The 14,436-nt window shown below is 61.0% G+C and carries 17 protein-coding genes and 1 pseudogene; 14 read left to right on the plus strand and 4 right to left on the minus strand.

The annotated features are described in order from the left end of the window. Nucleotides 1-16: 16 nt before the first annotated feature. The 3 genes from fliN to motA all read right to left on the minus strand — a co-directional run bounded on the left by fliN (nucleotide 17) and on the right by motA (nucleotide 2,466). On the minus strand, nucleotides 17-586 hold the full coding sequence (gene fliN / locus D460_RS0110085) for a flagellar motor switch protein FliN (RefSeq protein ID WP_018898421.1): 570 nt from the start codon (nucleotides 584-586) through the stop codon (nucleotides 17-19). A gap of 62 nt (nucleotides 587-648) precedes the next feature. Further along, complete coding sequence (locus D460_RS0110090) at nucleotides 649-1,587, minus strand: FliM/FliN family flagellar motor switch protein (RefSeq protein WP_026282990.1); 939 nt, start codon at nucleotides 1,585-1,587, stop codon at nucleotides 649-651. Between the two features lie 6 nt (nucleotides 1,588-1,593). Further along, nucleotides 1,594-2,466: a flagellar motor stator protein MotA gene (motA, locus tag D460_RS0110095; protein WP_018898423.1), complete on the minus strand. Its 873-nt coding sequence runs from the start codon at nucleotides 2,464-2,466 to the stop codon at nucleotides 1,594-1,596. Between the two features lie 274 nt (nucleotides 2,467-2,740). Between motA and flgF the strand changes: the two genes are divergently transcribed. The 13 genes from flgF (at nucleotide 2,741) to fliP (ending at nucleotide 11,720) form a co-directional block, all read left to right on the plus strand. Next, nucleotides 2,741-3,475, plus strand: coding sequence for a flagellar basal-body rod protein FlgF (flgF, locus tag D460_RS0110100; RefSeq protein WP_018898424.1), 735 nt, complete (start codon nucleotides 2,741-2,743; stop codon nucleotides 3,473-3,475). Nucleotides 3,476-3,491: 16 nt separating this feature from the next. Next, entirely contained in the window at nucleotides 3,492-4,880 is a 1,389-nt protein-coding gene (fliI, locus tag D460_RS0110105; RefSeq protein WP_018898425.1) for a flagellar protein export ATPase FliI, read from the plus strand. A gap of 44 nt (nucleotides 4,881-4,924) precedes the next feature. Further along, nucleotides 4,925-5,470: a hypothetical protein gene (locus D460_RS0110110; protein WP_018898426.1), complete on the plus strand. Its 546-nt coding sequence runs from the start codon at nucleotides 4,925-4,927 to the stop codon at nucleotides 5,468-5,470. Nucleotides 5,471-5,638: 168 nt separating this feature from the next. Then, nucleotides 5,639-6,031: a flagellar basal body rod protein FlgB gene (gene flgB, locus D460_RS0110115; RefSeq protein ID WP_018898427.1), complete on the plus strand. Its 393-nt coding sequence runs from the start codon at nucleotides 5,639-5,641 to the stop codon at nucleotides 6,029-6,031. Between the two features lie 4 nt (nucleotides 6,032-6,035). Then, nucleotides 6,036-6,452, plus strand: coding sequence for a flagellar basal body rod protein FlgC (gene flgC, locus D460_RS0110120; protein WP_026282991.1), 417 nt, complete (start codon nucleotides 6,036-6,038; stop codon nucleotides 6,450-6,452). Further along, a complete protein-coding gene (locus tag D460_RS0110125) occupies nucleotides 6,452-6,778 on the plus strand; it encodes a flagellar hook-basal body complex protein FliE (protein ID WP_018898429.1) in 327 nt (108 codons plus the stop codon). Before flgC ends, D460_RS0110125 begins: the two co-directional genes overlap by 1 nt. Before the next feature lie 19 nt (nucleotides 6,779-6,797). Next, nucleotides 6,798-7,586 (plus strand): flagellar basal-body rod protein FlgG, encoded by a 789-nt coding sequence (gene flgG, locus D460_RS0110130; protein ID WP_026282992.1) that lies wholly within the window; start codon nucleotides 6,798-6,800, stop codon nucleotides 7,584-7,586. Nucleotides 7,587-7,603: 17 nt separating this feature from the next. Further along, nucleotides 7,604-8,089: a flagellar basal body P-ring formation chaperone FlgA gene (gene flgA / locus D460_RS0110135; protein ID WP_018898431.1), complete on the plus strand. Its 486-nt coding sequence runs from the start codon at nucleotides 7,604-7,606 to the stop codon at nucleotides 8,087-8,089. Continuing rightward, nucleotides 8,086-9,207 carry a flagellar basal body P-ring protein FlgI gene (locus D460_RS0110140; protein WP_018898432.1) on the plus strand — a complete coding sequence of 374 codons (1,122 nt, stop codon included), beginning with the start codon at nucleotides 8,086-8,088 and terminating at the stop codon, nucleotides 9,205-9,207. The genes flgA and D460_RS0110140 overlap by 4 nt, the downstream gene beginning before the upstream one ends. Further along, nucleotides 9,204-9,752: a MotE family protein gene (locus D460_RS0110145; RefSeq protein ID WP_018898433.1), complete on the plus strand. Its 549-nt coding sequence runs from the start codon at nucleotides 9,204-9,206 to the stop codon at nucleotides 9,750-9,752. Before D460_RS0110140 ends, D460_RS0110145 begins: the two co-directional genes overlap by 4 nt. Next, a complete protein-coding gene (gene flgH, locus D460_RS0110150; RefSeq protein WP_018898434.1) occupies nucleotides 9,749-10,465 on the plus strand; it encodes a flagellar basal body L-ring protein FlgH in 717 nt (238 codons plus the stop codon). Before D460_RS0110145 ends, flgH begins: the two co-directional genes overlap by 4 nt. An 11-nt stretch (nucleotides 10,466-10,476) precedes the next feature. Beyond that, the gene (locus D460_RS0110155; protein ID WP_018898435.1) at nucleotides 10,477-10,986 is read left to right on the plus strand and encodes a flagellar basal body-associated FliL family protein; all 510 of its coding nucleotides are present in this window, start codon (nucleotides 10,477-10,479) and stop codon (nucleotides 10,984-10,986) included. Continuing rightward, nucleotides 10,983-11,720 carry a flagellar type III secretion system pore protein FliP gene (gene fliP, locus D460_RS0110160; RefSeq protein WP_018898436.1) on the plus strand — a complete coding sequence of 246 codons (738 nt, stop codon included), beginning with the start codon at nucleotides 10,983-10,985 and terminating at the stop codon, nucleotides 11,718-11,720. Before D460_RS0110155 ends, fliP begins: the two co-directional genes overlap by 4 nt. Before the next feature lie 117 nt (nucleotides 11,721-11,837). On the opposite strand, the gene D460_RS0110165 is transcribed toward fliP, so the two are convergent. Further along, nucleotides 11,838-13,745: a glycosyl transferase gene (locus D460_RS0110165; protein WP_026282993.1), complete on the minus strand. Its 1,908-nt coding sequence runs from the start codon at nucleotides 13,743-13,745 to the stop codon at nucleotides 11,838-11,840. Between the two features lie 380 nt (nucleotides 13,746-14,125). Here D460_RS0110165 and D460_RS32865 point away from each other — a divergent pair. After that, a pseudogene (locus tag D460_RS32865) lies at nucleotides 14,126-14,436 on the plus strand (flagellin); the annotation flags it as partial.

Raw genomic sequence — 14,436 nt, forward strand, 5'->3', positions numbered from 1 at the left:
CGTCCCTACAGCGGGATCAGGCTTTCTTAGTACCTAAAACTTCTATCAGTTTTACGCCAAAACGTGTGTCGTCATTTTCGAGAACGGTGATCTCGCCGCGCGCGATCTTGCGGCCATTCACCATGATTTCGACCGGCTCGCCGATCTTCTTGTCCAGCGCGATCGTCGCACCTTCGTTAAGGTTCATCAGGCCGGAGACCTGCATGCGGCTGCTGCCGAGCATGATCTGAACATCGATCGGGATGTCCATGATCAGGTCCATGTTCGACTGCATCGCGCTGCCGAGCGGAGCTGCGACGCCAGGGATCGACGAGGTGTCGCCAAAATCGGAAACGCCGCCGAAGTCCGAGGAGCCGCCGAAATCGCCGCCACCAAAGTCGGCGTCGGTGCCGGTGTCGAGATCGCCGCCGAAGGCAGACAGATCGGTGCCGCCGCCAAATGCATCGAGGTCGCCGCCGCCGAAATCGGGCATGCCGCCGTCCGCGTCGGTTTTCAGAACGCCACGCAGATCATCGATAGCCTGATCAAGCTCGGCTTCGTTGCCTGGTTGCTCGAGATCGGTGCTCTTTGTTTTTTTCGTCGCCATGAAATCACTATTCCAGTTGAAACTTGCCTCAACCTGCCTTTGGGGGCAGGGGCCGAAATCGGTTAATTCATTAAGTAGCGGATGAGGTCGTCATCCGAGTTGATCGTATCCTTCACCCGGACGGTATAATTCTCGCCCGAGCGTCCCAATTCGCATACGTAGAGTTCTTTGCTGTTGGCACTGACATCGACGCGGACGTCACCGCTGTCGAGGAAGGGAATGACGTCGCCGGCCGCGAGCTTGGAGATGGTGCGCAGCGTTAGCTCCTGAAGGCGGACTTTTGCTTCCAGCGTCACCTGCGAGCGGCGAACCTGCTCGCTCATCTGCTCCGTCCATTCCGACGAATTGGCCGATGCGTTCTTTGCGCGCGGCACGACAACGGTCGTCTTCAAGAGCGCCGCCTGGGGAACGATCAGCGAAAATTCCGATGTGATGCCTGACAGCGTGATCGACATGTTGATCGCGGCCGCGAATTCATCCGGCTTGTCGTCCGGAGCCTTCAGGCGGGTCTCGGCAGCGTGTGGAGGCTCGAGGCTAGGCTCGAACCCGCCTGGCGCGTTGACAGCCGAGCGCAGCACGTTGGCGATCTTCTCGAACACGGTGACGGCCAGTTCCAGCTCGATGATGGAGAGCAGGCGATCCGCCGGCTGCTCCACCGTCTCGGGCGATGCGCCAAGCAGATGCTCCATCAGCGTGATGACGAAGCCGTTGCCGCAGGACAGCGTGAAGTCGGTCGACCAGTTGCGAAGCGATCCATCGACGAGCGTGACGCTCTCTCCGAGATCGGCGACCAGGTCGTGCTTGTAGCCGGCGTGGCAGCCGAGATAGTTGACCTGCACGTCGAGGTCGGTCTCGCTCTTGATGACATCGGGGAGAAACACCCGGTAGACGTCGCCGAAGGCGGCGCAGAGCTTTTCCACCGTCGCCTTGTCGCCCAGCCTGCCTGTCAGCTTCGCGAGCAGCGCGTCGTCCATCACTGGTTTCTGGAGTAGAGCGTTCATGTCCGTTTAGGCCGCCTTGTTCTCACCACCGGGGTTCATCATTTCCTGCTCGACGGCGTCGATAGAAGGACGCTCGTAGGCGGAGATCGTCTTGCGGCCGTATTCGAGAGCAACCTGCGGAACCGAGCCGTTCATGTAGGCAAGCAGCGTCTGCTTGACGATGACGTAGAGGCGGTGCTGCTTGGAACGCACGATCTTGATCTGCGAGGTGATCGGCGAGCACACGCAATAGGACAAGAGAATGCCGAGGAAGGTGCCGACGAGCGCCGAGCCGATCAGGTGACCGAGAACTTCAGGCGAATCGTTGATGTGCGCCATGGCCTTGATGACGCCGAGAACGGCCGCGACGATACCGATTGCCGGGAAGGCGTCGCCCATCGTCTGGATGGCGTGATAGGGCTTCATCTTGTCGTGAAGGATCGTGTTGATCTCTTCGTCCATCAACGCTTCGATCTCGTGGCTGCGAGCGTTGCCGATGATGATGAGACGAACGTAGTCGCAGATGAACGCGGTGATTTCCTTGTTCTTCAGGATCGTCGGCGCGGACTGGAAGATCGACGATTCGGCCGGATTGTCGATGTGGGCTTCGATCTCGTTGCGCGACTTCGTGCGCAGGTCGCGCATCAGCGAATAGAGAACGCCGAGCGTATCGAGGTAGTTGCGCTCCTTCGGAACCGAATGCTTGAAGGCTTCCCCAAGCGCCTTGCCCGAGTCTTTCACGACCTTCATGGGGTTGGCCATGATGAAGCTGCCGATGCCGGCGCCGCCGATGATGACGAGCTCGAAGGGCTGCCAGAGCGCGTCGATGTGACCGCCCATGGCCATGAAGCTGCCGACGATACAGCCGCAGACAATCACAAATCCGATAATGATATTCATCGCCAGTCCAAACCTGATCGTTATTTTCAACCGAAGGGATAGGAGGGCTGGCTTGCGTGAGGCTGATCCTCGCCTTGACGATTAAGCTTTGCGGCAAGCTTTTTGCCAAGCATTTCAGATGCCAGCTTCGCGCAAGGATTTGCTGACAATCTACGGATGACGAATGGGTCACCATGCCCATGTCTGAGATGCCGCCTCAGCGGGATCGGGGTCGAACACACTATAAACGCCCGGGTTTCGTAACGTTCATCGCCAATGCCAGGAGCCTACCCCGATGCAATCCGGTCTTTATGTTTCGCTGTCGTCGCAGATGGCACTTATGCGTCGCCTCGACACCATCGCGGACAACCTGGCAAACGTGAACACAACAGGCTTTCGCGGCACCGAGGTCAAGTTCAACCAGCTGATTGGCGAGACCGACAACAAGCTCAACGCGAAGATCGCATACGTCTCGCAAGGCAACGACTACCTGTCCTCCGACAATGGTGAAATGAACCACACCGGCAACATGCTCGATTTCGCGATCAAGGGCGATGCCTGGTTCTCGCTCAACACGCCGGCAGGCCGGGTTCTCACCAAGGACGGTCGCTTCACGCTGACCGACACCGGCGAGCTGGTCTCCGTGCGCGGATATCCGGTACTCGACACCGGCGGCGCGCCGATCATGCTCGACAGAACCGCTGGCGAGCCGAAGGTTGGCGCCGACGGCATGATCTATCAGAACAACCGGCAGGTCGCCTCGCTGGGCCTCTTCGAGGCTGACATTTCCAAGGGTTATCTCCGTTACGAAAACAGCGGCATCATGACCACCCAGACGCCGACTGCCGTCACCGACCGCTTCAATGTCGGCGTCCAGCAGGGTTATCTCGAAAATTCGAACGTCAACGCGATGCGCGAAATCACCCAGCTGATCGAGGTCAACCGTGCCTTCGAAAGCATGACCTCGCTCACCAAGGACAGCGAATCTTCCTTCGGCGAAGCCATCAAGACGCTTGGTGGCAGCCGGTAAGCGGAAGGTTTGACCCATGGGCAATGAACAGCTGACCGAGGCGGCGCTTTCCAAGAAGCTCACCCATCTCGAAGCGCTTTCGGCACGATACGCCAATCCCGATTTCATGATCGCGCCCGGCGGCCATGTGCAGACGATCGCGACCGGTCACTATACGGTCACGGGTCTCTCGCGCCATCTGCGCTTGGGAGAGTTCGTCGCCCACAAGTCTTCAACGGGCGTGCATCTTGGTGAGGTCGTTCGCGTCGAGCCGGATCTTGCCTATGTCTGCCCCATCGAGCCGGGCGAACCGATCGGTATCCATGACACCGTCATCCGCAAGGGTGCCTTCCGCATCGCGCCGTCGGATAGCTGGTGCGGCCGGACCATCAGCTCGCTGTGCGAGCCGATCGACGGCAAGGGACCTGTTGTCGAGGGACTGAAGCGCCGCTCGATCTCCAACACCGCACCGCCGTCGATGACACGCCAGCGTGTCGAGAAGGGTTTCAAGACCGGCGTGCGCGCGATCGACATCTTCTCGCCGCTGTGCCTCGGCCAGCGCCTCGGCATTTTCGCCGGCTCGGGCGTCGGCAAGTCGACGCTGCTCTCCATGCTTGCGCGCGCGGACGCATTCGACAAGGTCGTGATCGCGCTGGTTGGCGAACGTGGCCGCGAGGTTCGCGAATTCATCGAGGATACGCTCGGCGCCGACATGCAGAAATCGGTCGTGGTCGTGGCGACCAGCGACGAAAGCCCGATGCTGCGCAAGATGGCGCCGCTGACGGCGATCACCATCGCCGAGCATTTTCGCGACCAGGGCGACAACGTGCTCCTGATCGTCGACAGCGTCACGCGTTTCGCACACGCCATCCGCGAAGTCGCGACCGCCTCCGGCGAACCGCCGATCGCGCGCGGCTATCCGGCATCCGTCTTCACAGAACTGCCGCGCCTTCTTGAGCGCGCCGGCCCCGGCCCCGAGGGCACGGGCACCATCACGGCCATCATCTCGATCCTCGTCGATGGCGACAATCACAACGATCCGATCGCCGACTCCACCCGCGGCATTCTCGACGGCCACCTGGTGCTCCAGCGCAGCCTCGCCGACGAGGGCCGCTATCCGCCGATCGATCCGCTCGCCTCGATCTCGCGTCTGGCCCGCAAGGCCTGGACGCCGGATCAGGAGAAGCTGGTCTCGCGTCTCAAGGCGCTGGTTCACCGTTACGAGGAAACCCGCGACCTTCGCCTGATCGGCGGCTACCGGCAGGGCGCCGATCCGGATCTCGACATGGCGGTGAAGCAGGTGCCCATCATTTACGACGTATTGAAGCAATCGCCCGGCGATCAGCCATCCCCGGATTCCTTCGCCGATCTGGCGGGAGCCCTGAAGGCGGCTGCCGGTATCGGCAATCAGCCGGTGCGCAGATAGCCGAATTAGAAGATAGCCGACGCTTGAAGATAGAAAGACCACACGTGACCGATTTCGACGATGACGAAAAGATTCCGCCGCTGAAGCCGCAGGGCCGTCGCAGGTCGACGTTCAACGATCGCGTTCTCACGGTCGCGGGCCTGCTGCTCGCCGGTGCTTCCGCGATTTTTCCGTGGTACGTGTTCTTCAACGAAAACAAGTTCGGCATCAATGTCGCCGAGGGCGACCGCACGCGCGACCTGCCGAACTGGCCGGCGCGCAATGTCTTCAGCGTTTCGCCGCTGGCGATGGCCAACAAGAACCCGCCGGAAGTAAAGCCGGAGGTCCCGGTCGATCCGCTGACGACGGCAACGGTCTCCTCCATCGGCAAGGAAGACAACAAGGGTGCGCCTGCCGAAGAGCAGCCGTTCCCCGGCAAGTCGGCTTTCCGCCTGTTGCATGTCGCCAACGGCCGCGCGCTGATCGAGGACACATCGGGCATGTACGTCGTTCGCGTGGGCTCGATCCTGCCGGATGAGAGCCGCCTCGCGACACTCGAGCAGCGCGACGGCAAGTGGGTGATCATCACCTCCAAAGGCGAGGTCTACTGACATAGCCGATTTCGGGAAATGCCGGTTTCCAAGGCTCCTCCGCACCCGCGGTGGAGCCTTTTTCGTCTCCGCCGATGCCGGCTCGCCCTTATGAAGCAAGAACGCATTCTCCGTAAGTCTGACGCAAGATTACCCACCTAGGTTCACGGCAGTAAAAAGGAGAGTTCCATGCAACCGATTCAACTGTTCGACTTGGCCTCGCGGCAGGCGGAATGGCTGACGATTCGTCAGGAAGTCGTTGCCGGCAACATCGCGAACGCCAACACGCCAAAGTATCGCGCCAAGGACATCACGCCGTTCCAGGCCGTTCTCGACCATTCGGACGTTGCCATGGCGCGGACCAATGCCGCGCATCTGAGCGGCAACGATCTCAGCACCAAGAACGACATCGACATCAAGGATGCGGCGCTGGATGAGGAAATGGGCGTGCAGGAATCGGGCAACACGGTCGGTCTGGCCGAGGAGCTCTCCAAGTCTGGCGAAATCAAGCGCCAGTATGAGCTGAACACCTCGCTGGTGGGGTCTTTCAACCGAATGATGCTTATGACGGTGAAGAGCTAAGATCATGGATCCTTTGTCTGCAGCAATGAAAATCGCTGGTTCGGGTCTCGAGGCGCAATCGACGCGCCTGCGTATCGTGTCCGAAAATATCGCCAACTCGCGCTCCACGGGCGACACCCCCGGCGCTGATCCCTACCGCCGCAAGACGATTACCTTCGGCGAAGCGGTCGATCGCGCCAATGGCGTCACCACCGTCAACGTCAAGAAGCTGGGCGTCGATCAGTCGAAGTTCAGCACCGAATTCGACCCCAACAATCCCGCCGCGGACGCTCAGGGCGTGGTCAAGCTTCCCAACGTCAACATGCTGGTCGAAATGGCCGACATGCGCGAAGCTAACCGCTCCTACGACGCCAACCTGCAGACCATCAAGCAGTCCCGCGATCTGATCACGTCGACCATCGACCTTCTGAAGAGCCAATAATGATTAACAGCGTAAACAGCCTCAGCTCCCTGTCGATCACGCGCGATCTGAGCGGCGTCGATCTCGGCAAGTCCCAGGCCTCGTCGTCGGCGCAGAGCGCCACCAACGATGCCAGCTTCGCATCCGTCCTCGGCAACGCGGCCACCAACGCCGTCAATTCGATCAAGGGCGCTGAAAACATGTCCTTCGAAGGCATCAAGGGCACCGCGACCACGCGCGAAGTCGTCGATGCCGTGATGCAGGCGCAGCAGACCCTTCAGACCGCCATTGCCATTCGAGACAAGGTCGTTTCGGCCTTCCTCGAAATCACCAAGATGCAGATGTAGTTGATTTGAGGATTAAGCCATGAGAGCGCTTGCCATTGCAGCAACGGGCATGGATGCCCAGCAGACCAACCTTGAGGTCATCGCGAACAACATCGCGAACATCAATACCACAGGCTTCAAGCGCGCCCGCGCCGAGTTCACCGATCTGCTATACCAGACCGAACGCGCCCAGGGCGTCTCCAACCGCGCCAACCAGGCGATCGTGCCCGAGGGCGCCAATATCGGTCTTGGTGTCCAGACATCGGCTGTCCGCAACCTGCACATCCAGGGCGAATTGGCACAGACCGGCAACGACCTCGACGTGGCGCTGATCGGCCGTGGCTTCTTCCAGATCCAGGCGCCTGACGGTACGACGCTCTACACCCGCGCCGGCGCGTTCAACAAGAACGAGACCGGCCAGATCGTCACCGTCGACGGCTACACCGTCGCGCCGAACATCACCATTCCCGTCGGTTCGACGCAGCTTACCATCAGCCGCTCCGGCGAAGTCACCGCGGTGTTGCCGGGCCAGACAGCGCCCACGACTCTCGGACAGCTGCAGATCGCCGACTTCGTCAACGAAGCAGGCCTGAAGCCGCTCGGCGACAACCTCTTCCAGGAAACGCCGGCTTCCGGCCAGCCTGTTGTCGGCACGCCCGACGATCCGGGCTACGGCTATCTCAAGCAGAGCTACCTGGAATCGTCCAACGTCGACCCGGTGAAAGAAATCACCGAGCTGATCTCGGCGCAGCGCGCTTACGAAATGAACTCCAAAGTCATCACCACCGCCGACGAAATGGCCTCCATCGTCAGCAAGAACCTGAAGTAACAGGGAAGGGCCGAAACATGACGTTTTGCCGGGTAGAACATCTTCGTGGATGGGCGAAAGCCGCACTCGTTGCGGCCCTGACTCTTTCGGCGCCGACGGCTTTTGCCGCCGCCAACATGGGTTACGCGGTCATTCCGACCACCATCATCTATCCCGGCGAAACGATCTCCAGCGCCCAGCTGCAGGAAGTCGAGGTCACCAACCCCAACCTGCAGGGCGATTACGCCAAGTCCATTCGTGAGGTGGACGGCATGATCTCCAAGCGCACCCTGCTTCCCGGCCAGTCGATCTCCGTCTCGGCGCTGCGCGAACCCTACACCGTTACACGTGGTTCTTCGATCCGCTTGGTCTTTACGGTTGGCGCTATGGCAATCTCGGCCGCCGGCTCCCCGCTTGAAGACGGCATGACCGGCCAGATGGTCCGTGTCCGCAACATGGACTCCGGCGTCATCGTCAGCGGCACCGTGCTCGCGAACGGCACCATACACGTGGCTGCAAAATGAAGATCCTATTTCGCCTTTTCATCGCACTCGCAATGCTCGCGCCGAACGTCCTGGCTGTCACGCCGGCGTCGGCAATGAGCTCGCGCATCAAGGATATCGCCTCGCTGCAGGCGGGCCGCGACAACCAGCTGATCGGCTACGGCCTCATCGTCGGTCTCCAGGGGACCGGCGACGGCTTCCGTGCATCGCCCTTCACCGAACAGTCGATGCGCGCGATGCTGCAGAACCTCGGCATCTCCACGCAGGGCGGCCAGTCGAACGCCAAGAACACCGCGGCCGTCATGGTCACTGCCAATCTGCCACCGTTCGCAAGCCCCGGCAGCCGGCTCGACGTCAACGTCAGCTCGCTGGGTGATGCCACGTCGCTGCGCGGCGGCACGCTGATCATGACCTCGCTATCGGGTGCCGATGGCCAGATCTACGCCGTTGCCCAGGGCTCGGTTGTCGTCTCCGGCTTCACGGCGCAGGGCCAGGCCGCAACCGTTACCGAAGGCGTGACGACGGCCGGCCGCGTCCCAAGTGGCGCCATCATCGAGCGTGAACTTCCTTCGCGCTTCAAGGATTCGGTCAATCTCGTTCTGCAGCTTCGCAATCCGGATTTCTCGACCGCCGTTCGCATCGCCGATGTGGTCAACGGCTACGCCCGCGCGCGGTTCGGCGGCCCGGTCGCCGAGCCGAAGGATGCGCAGGAAGTCGTCGTCCAGAAGCCCCGCGAAGCGGACCTGACGCGCCTGATGGCCGATATCGAAAATCTCGCAGTCGAGACCGATACGCCGGCCAAGGTCGTCATCAACGAGCGGACGGGCACGATCGTCATCGGCGCGGACGTCCGCGTCTCACCGGTCGCCGTCAGCTATGGCACGCTCACCGTGCAGGTCACCGAGACGCCGCAGGTCATTCAGCCGGAGCCCTTCTCGCGCGGCGTCACCGCCGTCCAGCCGCAGACCGATATCCAGGCGCAGCAGACGGGTGGCAATGTCGCGCTGCTCGACGGACCTGACCTGAAAACGCTGGTGGCCGGCCTCAACAACATCGGCGTCAAGCCGGATGGCATCATCGCCATCCTGCAGGGCATCAAGTCGGCCGGTGCGCTGCAAGCGGAGCTTGTTCTGCAATGACGAAGATCTCTTTTGCGAACATGACGGTTTCGGAACTGGCGAAGCGCCTGGTCTTGCCCGCGGCCGCCGTCGTCATGCTGACCATCCCCGGCGCTTTCGCGCAGGAAGCGCGCACCTCGGCGGGCGGCGAGCTGACGTCCGAGGAAGAAATCAAGCAGTTCTGCAGCAACATCGCCGAGCCCGCCCGTGACCAGCGCTACCTGCTGCAGAAGCAGGAACTCGACAAGCTCCGGGCCGACGTCGACAGCCGCATGGCCGAAATGACGAAGCGCCGCGACGAGTATCAGGACTGGCTGAAGCGTCGTAACGATTTCCTGAAGCAGGCCGAGGCCGGGCTGACCGATATCTACAAGAAGATGAAGCCGGACGCCGCGGCGCTGCAGCTTCAGGAAGTGAAGGTCGAAGTGGCGGCCGCCGTGATCATGCGGCTGAACGCCACGCAGTCGAGCCTGATCCTGAACGAGATGGACCCGCAGAAGGCTGCGGTCATCGCCAACATCATCGCCAGCGCGTCCGATCCCAATACGTCGAAGGACCCCTCATGAAAAAGCGTTTCCCGGTCGCGATTGCCGCTGTTGCCATTCTGGCCGGCTGCCAATCCCCGCAGGCGATCAACGAGATCGGCCGTGCGCCCGCCATGAGCCCGATCGGCAGCGGTCTTGCCTACGGCCAGACGCAGCAGATGTCGATGTATCCGAAGCAGCCGCGCCAGGTCGCCCAGGGCTATTCGCTCTGGAGCGATTCCAAAGCCGCGTTGTTCAAGGACGCCCGCGCGCTCAACGTCGGCGATATCCTGACGGTCAACATCTCGATCAATGACAAGGGCTCGTTCGAAAACAACACGAACCGCAGCCGCACCAACAGCAGCGGCCTGAACTGGGACGCGCAGGCCAACATTCTCGGCTGGAACCCGTCGTCGAAAACCGACGTCACCTATGGTTCCGACACGAGCACGGATGGCAAGGGCAAGATCGAGCGCACCGACAAGCTGAACCTGATGGTCGCGGCCGTCGTCACCGGCATTCTCGAAAACGGCAACCTTGTCGTCAGCGGCTCGCAGGAAGTGCGCCTGAACCAGGAACTGCGCATCTTGAACGTCGCCGGTATCGTGCGTCCGCAGGACGTGACCGCCAACAACGAAATCTCCTACGACAGGATCGCCGAAGCGCGCATCTCCTATGGTGGCCGCGGCCGCCTGATGGAAGTGCAGCAGCCGCCGCGCGGCCAGCAGGCCGTCGATATCCTCTCGCCACTCTAAGGTCCGGCAAAATGGCAGACGCAGAAGGCACCGAGGGCCAGCCGAAGAAGAAGTCGGCGATGATGATGACGATCATCGGCCTCGCCGTCCTGACCCTCCTTGGCGGCGGCGGTGGCTGGGTCGTCGGCGGCATGATCGCGCCAAGCGTGAAGTCCGCGCAGCAGGCCGAGCAGCCTGCTGCTGCAGCCGAACCGGCAAAGGCCGGCGAGACCGGGCTCCAGAAGATCTCGACGGAAGCCAACAACGTCGTTCAGCTTGAGCCGATCACCTCGAACCTCGCCTATCCCTCGGAGAACTGGGTTCGCCTCGAAGTGGCGCTGCTTTTCTCCGGCCCGCCGGATGTGAAGCTCGCCGAGGATATCCACCAGGATATCATGGCCTATATCCGGACCGTTTCGCTGCAGCAGATCGAGGGCCCGCGCGGCTTCGAATATCTTAGGGATGACATTCAGGAGCGTGTTGACCTTCGGGCGCAGGGACGCGTATCGAAAGTCATGTTCAGGACCTTCGTCATCGAATGATTCGATTCCTAGTGATCTTGGCTGCCATGATGGCGGTCCCGGAGCTGGCGCATGCGCAGCAGCTCCCGTCGAACCTGCTCAACCTGCCGGTAGACGGTTCGGTTGCGGCATGGATCATCCGCACCTTCGGTCTTTTGACCGTTCTGTCGGTCGCGCCCGGCATTCTGATCATGGTGACAAGCTTCCCCCGCTTCGTCATCGCATTCTCCATTCTGCGCACCGGCCTCGGCCTCGCCTCCACCCCCTCGAACATGATCCTCTTGTCGCTGTCGCTGTTCATGACCTTCTATGTCATGCAGCCGACCTTCGATCAGGCATGGCGGGATGGCGTTCAGCCGCTCTTGGCGAACCAGATCAACGAACAGCAGGCTGTCGAACGCATCGCCGAACCGTTCCGTACCTTCATGACGCGCAACACGCGCGACAAGGATCTGGCGCTATTCGTCGATCTCGCCCGTGAGCGCGGCCAGACGGTCGATACCGGCGCCACGATCGACTACCGCGTGCTCGTCCCCGCCTTCATGATCTCGGAAATCCGGCGCGGCTTCGAAATCGGCTTCCTGGTCGTTCTTCCCTTCCTCGTCATCGACTTGATCGTCGCGACCATTACCATGGCCATGGGCATGATGATGCTGCCGCCGACATCGATCTCCCTGCCGTTCAAGATCCTGTTCTTCGTGCTGATCGACGGCTGGAATCTGCTCGTCGGCAGCCTGGTTCGATCCTTCAACTAAAGCGCCATACGCGGCCGCACGAACACACCATACATCTTTCAAAACAAAAGGCCGGCGCAGATCGCCGGCCTTTTGTCTTGGTGTCTATGAGAGATCGCGAACCCGTCGCGGCCCAGGTCAGAACGGTGAGGTTCTGACGGGCAGGGCGGGCACGTCGAGATGCTCGGGCTCAAGCCCCTCTTTCGCGCGGGCGACTGTCATCTCGTAGGCTGTCTCGAGGTGCCGGCAGAAGCGTTCCGCGTCGAACAGCGGCTTGATCATCTTGTTGTCGTCGATCGTCTGCTTGAACTCGGCGATCCGCTCGGGGTTCTCGTAGAGCGCGACCGCCATGTCCTCGTAGGCCTGCGCGTCATCGGCGACCAGTTCAGGCAGCCCGATCGCGTTCAGCAGGCTCTCGGTCACGCGCGAGGCGAAGTTGGTGCCCTTCAGCGTCAGCACCGGCAAGCCGCCCCAGAGCTGCTCCGACGTCGTGGTGTGGCCGTTGTAGGGCCATGTGTCGAGCGCGAGATCGGCCGCCTGCTGCCTGTCGATGTGGGCGTGATAATCCGCATGCCCGCAGAAGACGAGGCGCTTGGCGTTTATGCCGCGGCTCTTGAAATACTCACGAAGATTGGCCTCCGTCTGCTTCGAGACCGCCATCATCCACAGCACGCTGTTGGGCGCGCGGCGAAGCACGTTGCACCAGACATCGACCGTCTCCGGCGTGATCTTGCGGCTGGCATTGAATGAAGCGAAGACGAACTTGTCGTAGGGCAGGCCGAATTCACCCCGATCGACGAAGCCAGGTGTCGGCCGGCGCACCGGGTCGTTCGGCTGGTAGGTGTCCGGCAAACGGATGAATTTCTCATGATAGTGCGGGCGCGAGGAATCGGGCAGCACGAACCGGTCGCCGATGATGTAGTCGACATCCGTATTGGTGGCGCTCCCCGGAAAGCCGAGCCAGGAGATCTGAACGGGCGCCGGCCCCTTGTTCAACACGTGATAGCGCGTCTCGTATGTCGGCCCCTTGAGATCGACCAGGATATCGATCTGGTCGGCCCGCATCCGCTGAGCGATCGCCTCGTCGGACAGATCGCCGACCTCGACGACCCGGCCCCAAAGGCTTCGGTCGAATGTATTGTGTTCCAGGTTCGACGCGCGCGAGTGGCAGTAGAGCGTGATCTCGAAACGGTCCCTGTCGTGCAACTCCAGAACGCGACCCATCAGCTTCATGGTTGCGTGCTGCTCGTAAAGGTCGTTGGAGAGATAGCCGACGCGGATCTTGTCCGCCCACTGATGCGGCCTTGCCCGTCGTGCGGCGGTCTGCTCGGCCGTCACGGCGTTGTTCATGCTCGAGGTCAGGCGATTGAGCGCCTCGTCACCGCACCATTGGAGATTATAGAATTCGCTCTCGTGGTGCAGGAAGCTTGTCTGGCCGTTCGCGATCAGCTCGTCGATGATCTGCTTGTGCAGCTTGATACCGGTGAGATCGCTGACATGTCTGGCGAACATCAGGTAGAGGAAACGCAGTGGCACGAGCTTGGGGAAGCGCTTGAACAGGTTGCGGATCAGCAGCGCCTGGGTTTCGTCGTTCGGATCGTTCTTCAGCAGCCGGATCGCAAGCAAGGTATGGTCGGTGTTGCTGCTTTCGGAGAGAACCTTCACGAAGGGGCTGAGCAGCTCGTCCTGGCCGCGCTTCTTGTAGATGGAGGCCAGCGCATAGGCGAGCTCCGCATCAAGGCTTTGCTTCAGCATGTACCGCAGGCCGAGCCTGATCGCCTCGTCGTCATTGCCGACCTCGAAGTAGAGCAGGGCGGCCCTGCGGGAAAATTCCGCGCCGCTTTGCCCCGCCTTTTCGCCCGCCACCGCGAATGCCATGGCCGCATCGGCCTTCATTCCCAGCTGCACGAGCGTGCGGGCCAGCAAGGCGTATGTCTTCGCGTCCTGCTGCGTTGCGAGCAACGCGTTCAGCGTCTCGAGCGACTTGGTATAGCGCCCGCTCTGGTAGTCTTTTGATGCTGCGGAAAACGAAACCACACGATTCACGTTCAAACCTCGTTCAATTCTTTACGCGGCAGATATCGGGCGCCGCTGGCCGGTTTGCCGCGGACCCAATGAGGCCATGATGGCGCAGAATGGCACGTGAACCTTGCCTGAGGCAGGAAGCGGCAGGGTTTTACAGCCGAGCCGACAAGCCGCGTTAACCGTTCACGTCCAGCTTTAACGACTAGTTAACCATTTGTATTCGTTTGGGAAATGGCGGAGTGCCATTAATTAGTCCTCAAGGTTTTGCTGCGAAATTCATTCTCGACATGACGGGTTTGGTCCCAATGCAGAATGACCAAGTGGCATGAAGCCGAACCGTCATTGCCGGTACAGAAGTCCGGTAATGTCCTCCATTGGTATCGAATTTCGGGGACGGATCCATGACAAGCATTAACACCAACAACTCCGCGATGGCAGCTCTTCAGACGCTGCGCAACGTGAACAGCAACCTTTCGTCCACGCAGGCCGCTGTGTCGTCTGGTCTTCGCGTTGGCAAGGCTGCCGACAACGCTGCTTACTGGTCGATCGCTACGACCATGAAGTCTGACAACAGCGCACTTTCGGCTGTTTCCGACGCTCTCGGCATGGGCGCTGCTAAGGTCGACACGGCCTACACCGCTGTTCAGAGCTCGATCGACGTTGTATCCGAGATCAAGGCCAAGCTCGTTGCCGCGACTGAAGACGGCGTCGA

The sequence above is a fragment of the Rhizobium sp. 2MFCol3.1 genome (genome assembly GCF_000377565.1).
Classification (GTDB): domain Bacteria; phylum Pseudomonadota; class Alphaproteobacteria; order Rhizobiales; family Rhizobiaceae; genus Rhizobium.

Excerpts from the sequence above, each read along its gene's own strand:
- flgA (WP_018898431.1), top strand. The coding sequence starts at position 7,604 with ATGACGTTTTGCCGGGTAGAACATCTTCGTGGATGGGCGAAAGCCGCA.
- D460_RS0110145 (WP_018898433.1), top strand. The coding sequence starts at position 9,204 with ATGACGAAGATCTCTTTTGCGAACATGACGGTTTCGGAACTGGCGAAG.
- D460_RS0110155 (WP_018898435.1), top strand. The coding sequence starts at position 10,477 with ATGGCAGACGCAGAAGGCACCGAGGGCCAGCCGAAGAAGAAGTCGGCG.
- flgH (WP_018898434.1), top strand. The coding sequence starts at position 9,749 with ATGAAAAAGCGTTTCCCGGTCGCGATTGCCGCTGTTGCCATTCTGGCC.
- flgG (WP_026282992.1), top strand. The coding sequence starts at position 6,798 with ATGAGAGCGCTTGCCATTGCAGCAACGGGCATGGATGCCCAGCAGACC.
- D460_RS0110090 (WP_026282990.1), bottom strand. The coding sequence starts at position 1,587 with ATGAACGCTCTACTCCAGAAACCAGTGATGGACGACGCGCTGCTCGCG.
- D460_RS0110140 (WP_018898432.1), top strand. The coding sequence starts at position 8,086 with ATGAAGATCCTATTTCGCCTTTTCATCGCACTCGCAATGCTCGCGCCG.
- fliN (WP_018898421.1), bottom strand. The coding sequence starts at position 586 with ATGGCGACGAAAAAAACAAAGAGCACCGATCTCGAGCAACCAGGCAAC.
- fliP (WP_018898436.1), top strand. The coding sequence starts at position 10,983 with ATGATTCGATTCCTAGTGATCTTGGCTGCCATGATGGCGGTCCCGGAG.
- fliI (WP_018898425.1), top strand. The coding sequence starts at position 3,492 with ATGGGCAATGAACAGCTGACCGAGGCGGCGCTTTCCAAGAAGCTCACC.
- D460_RS0110125 (WP_018898429.1), top strand. The coding sequence starts at position 6,452 with ATGATTAACAGCGTAAACAGCCTCAGCTCCCTGTCGATCACGCGCGAT.
- flgC (WP_026282991.1), top strand. The coding sequence starts at position 6,036 with ATGGATCCTTTGTCTGCAGCAATGAAAATCGCTGGTTCGGGTCTCGAG.
- flgF (WP_018898424.1), top strand. The coding sequence starts at position 2,741 with ATGCAATCCGGTCTTTATGTTTCGCTGTCGTCGCAGATGGCACTTATG.
- flgB (WP_018898427.1), top strand. The coding sequence starts at position 5,639 with ATGCAACCGATTCAACTGTTCGACTTGGCCTCGCGGCAGGCGGAATGG.
- motA (WP_018898423.1), bottom strand. The coding sequence starts at position 2,466 with ATGAATATCATTATCGGATTTGTGATTGTCTGCGGCTGTATCGTCGGC.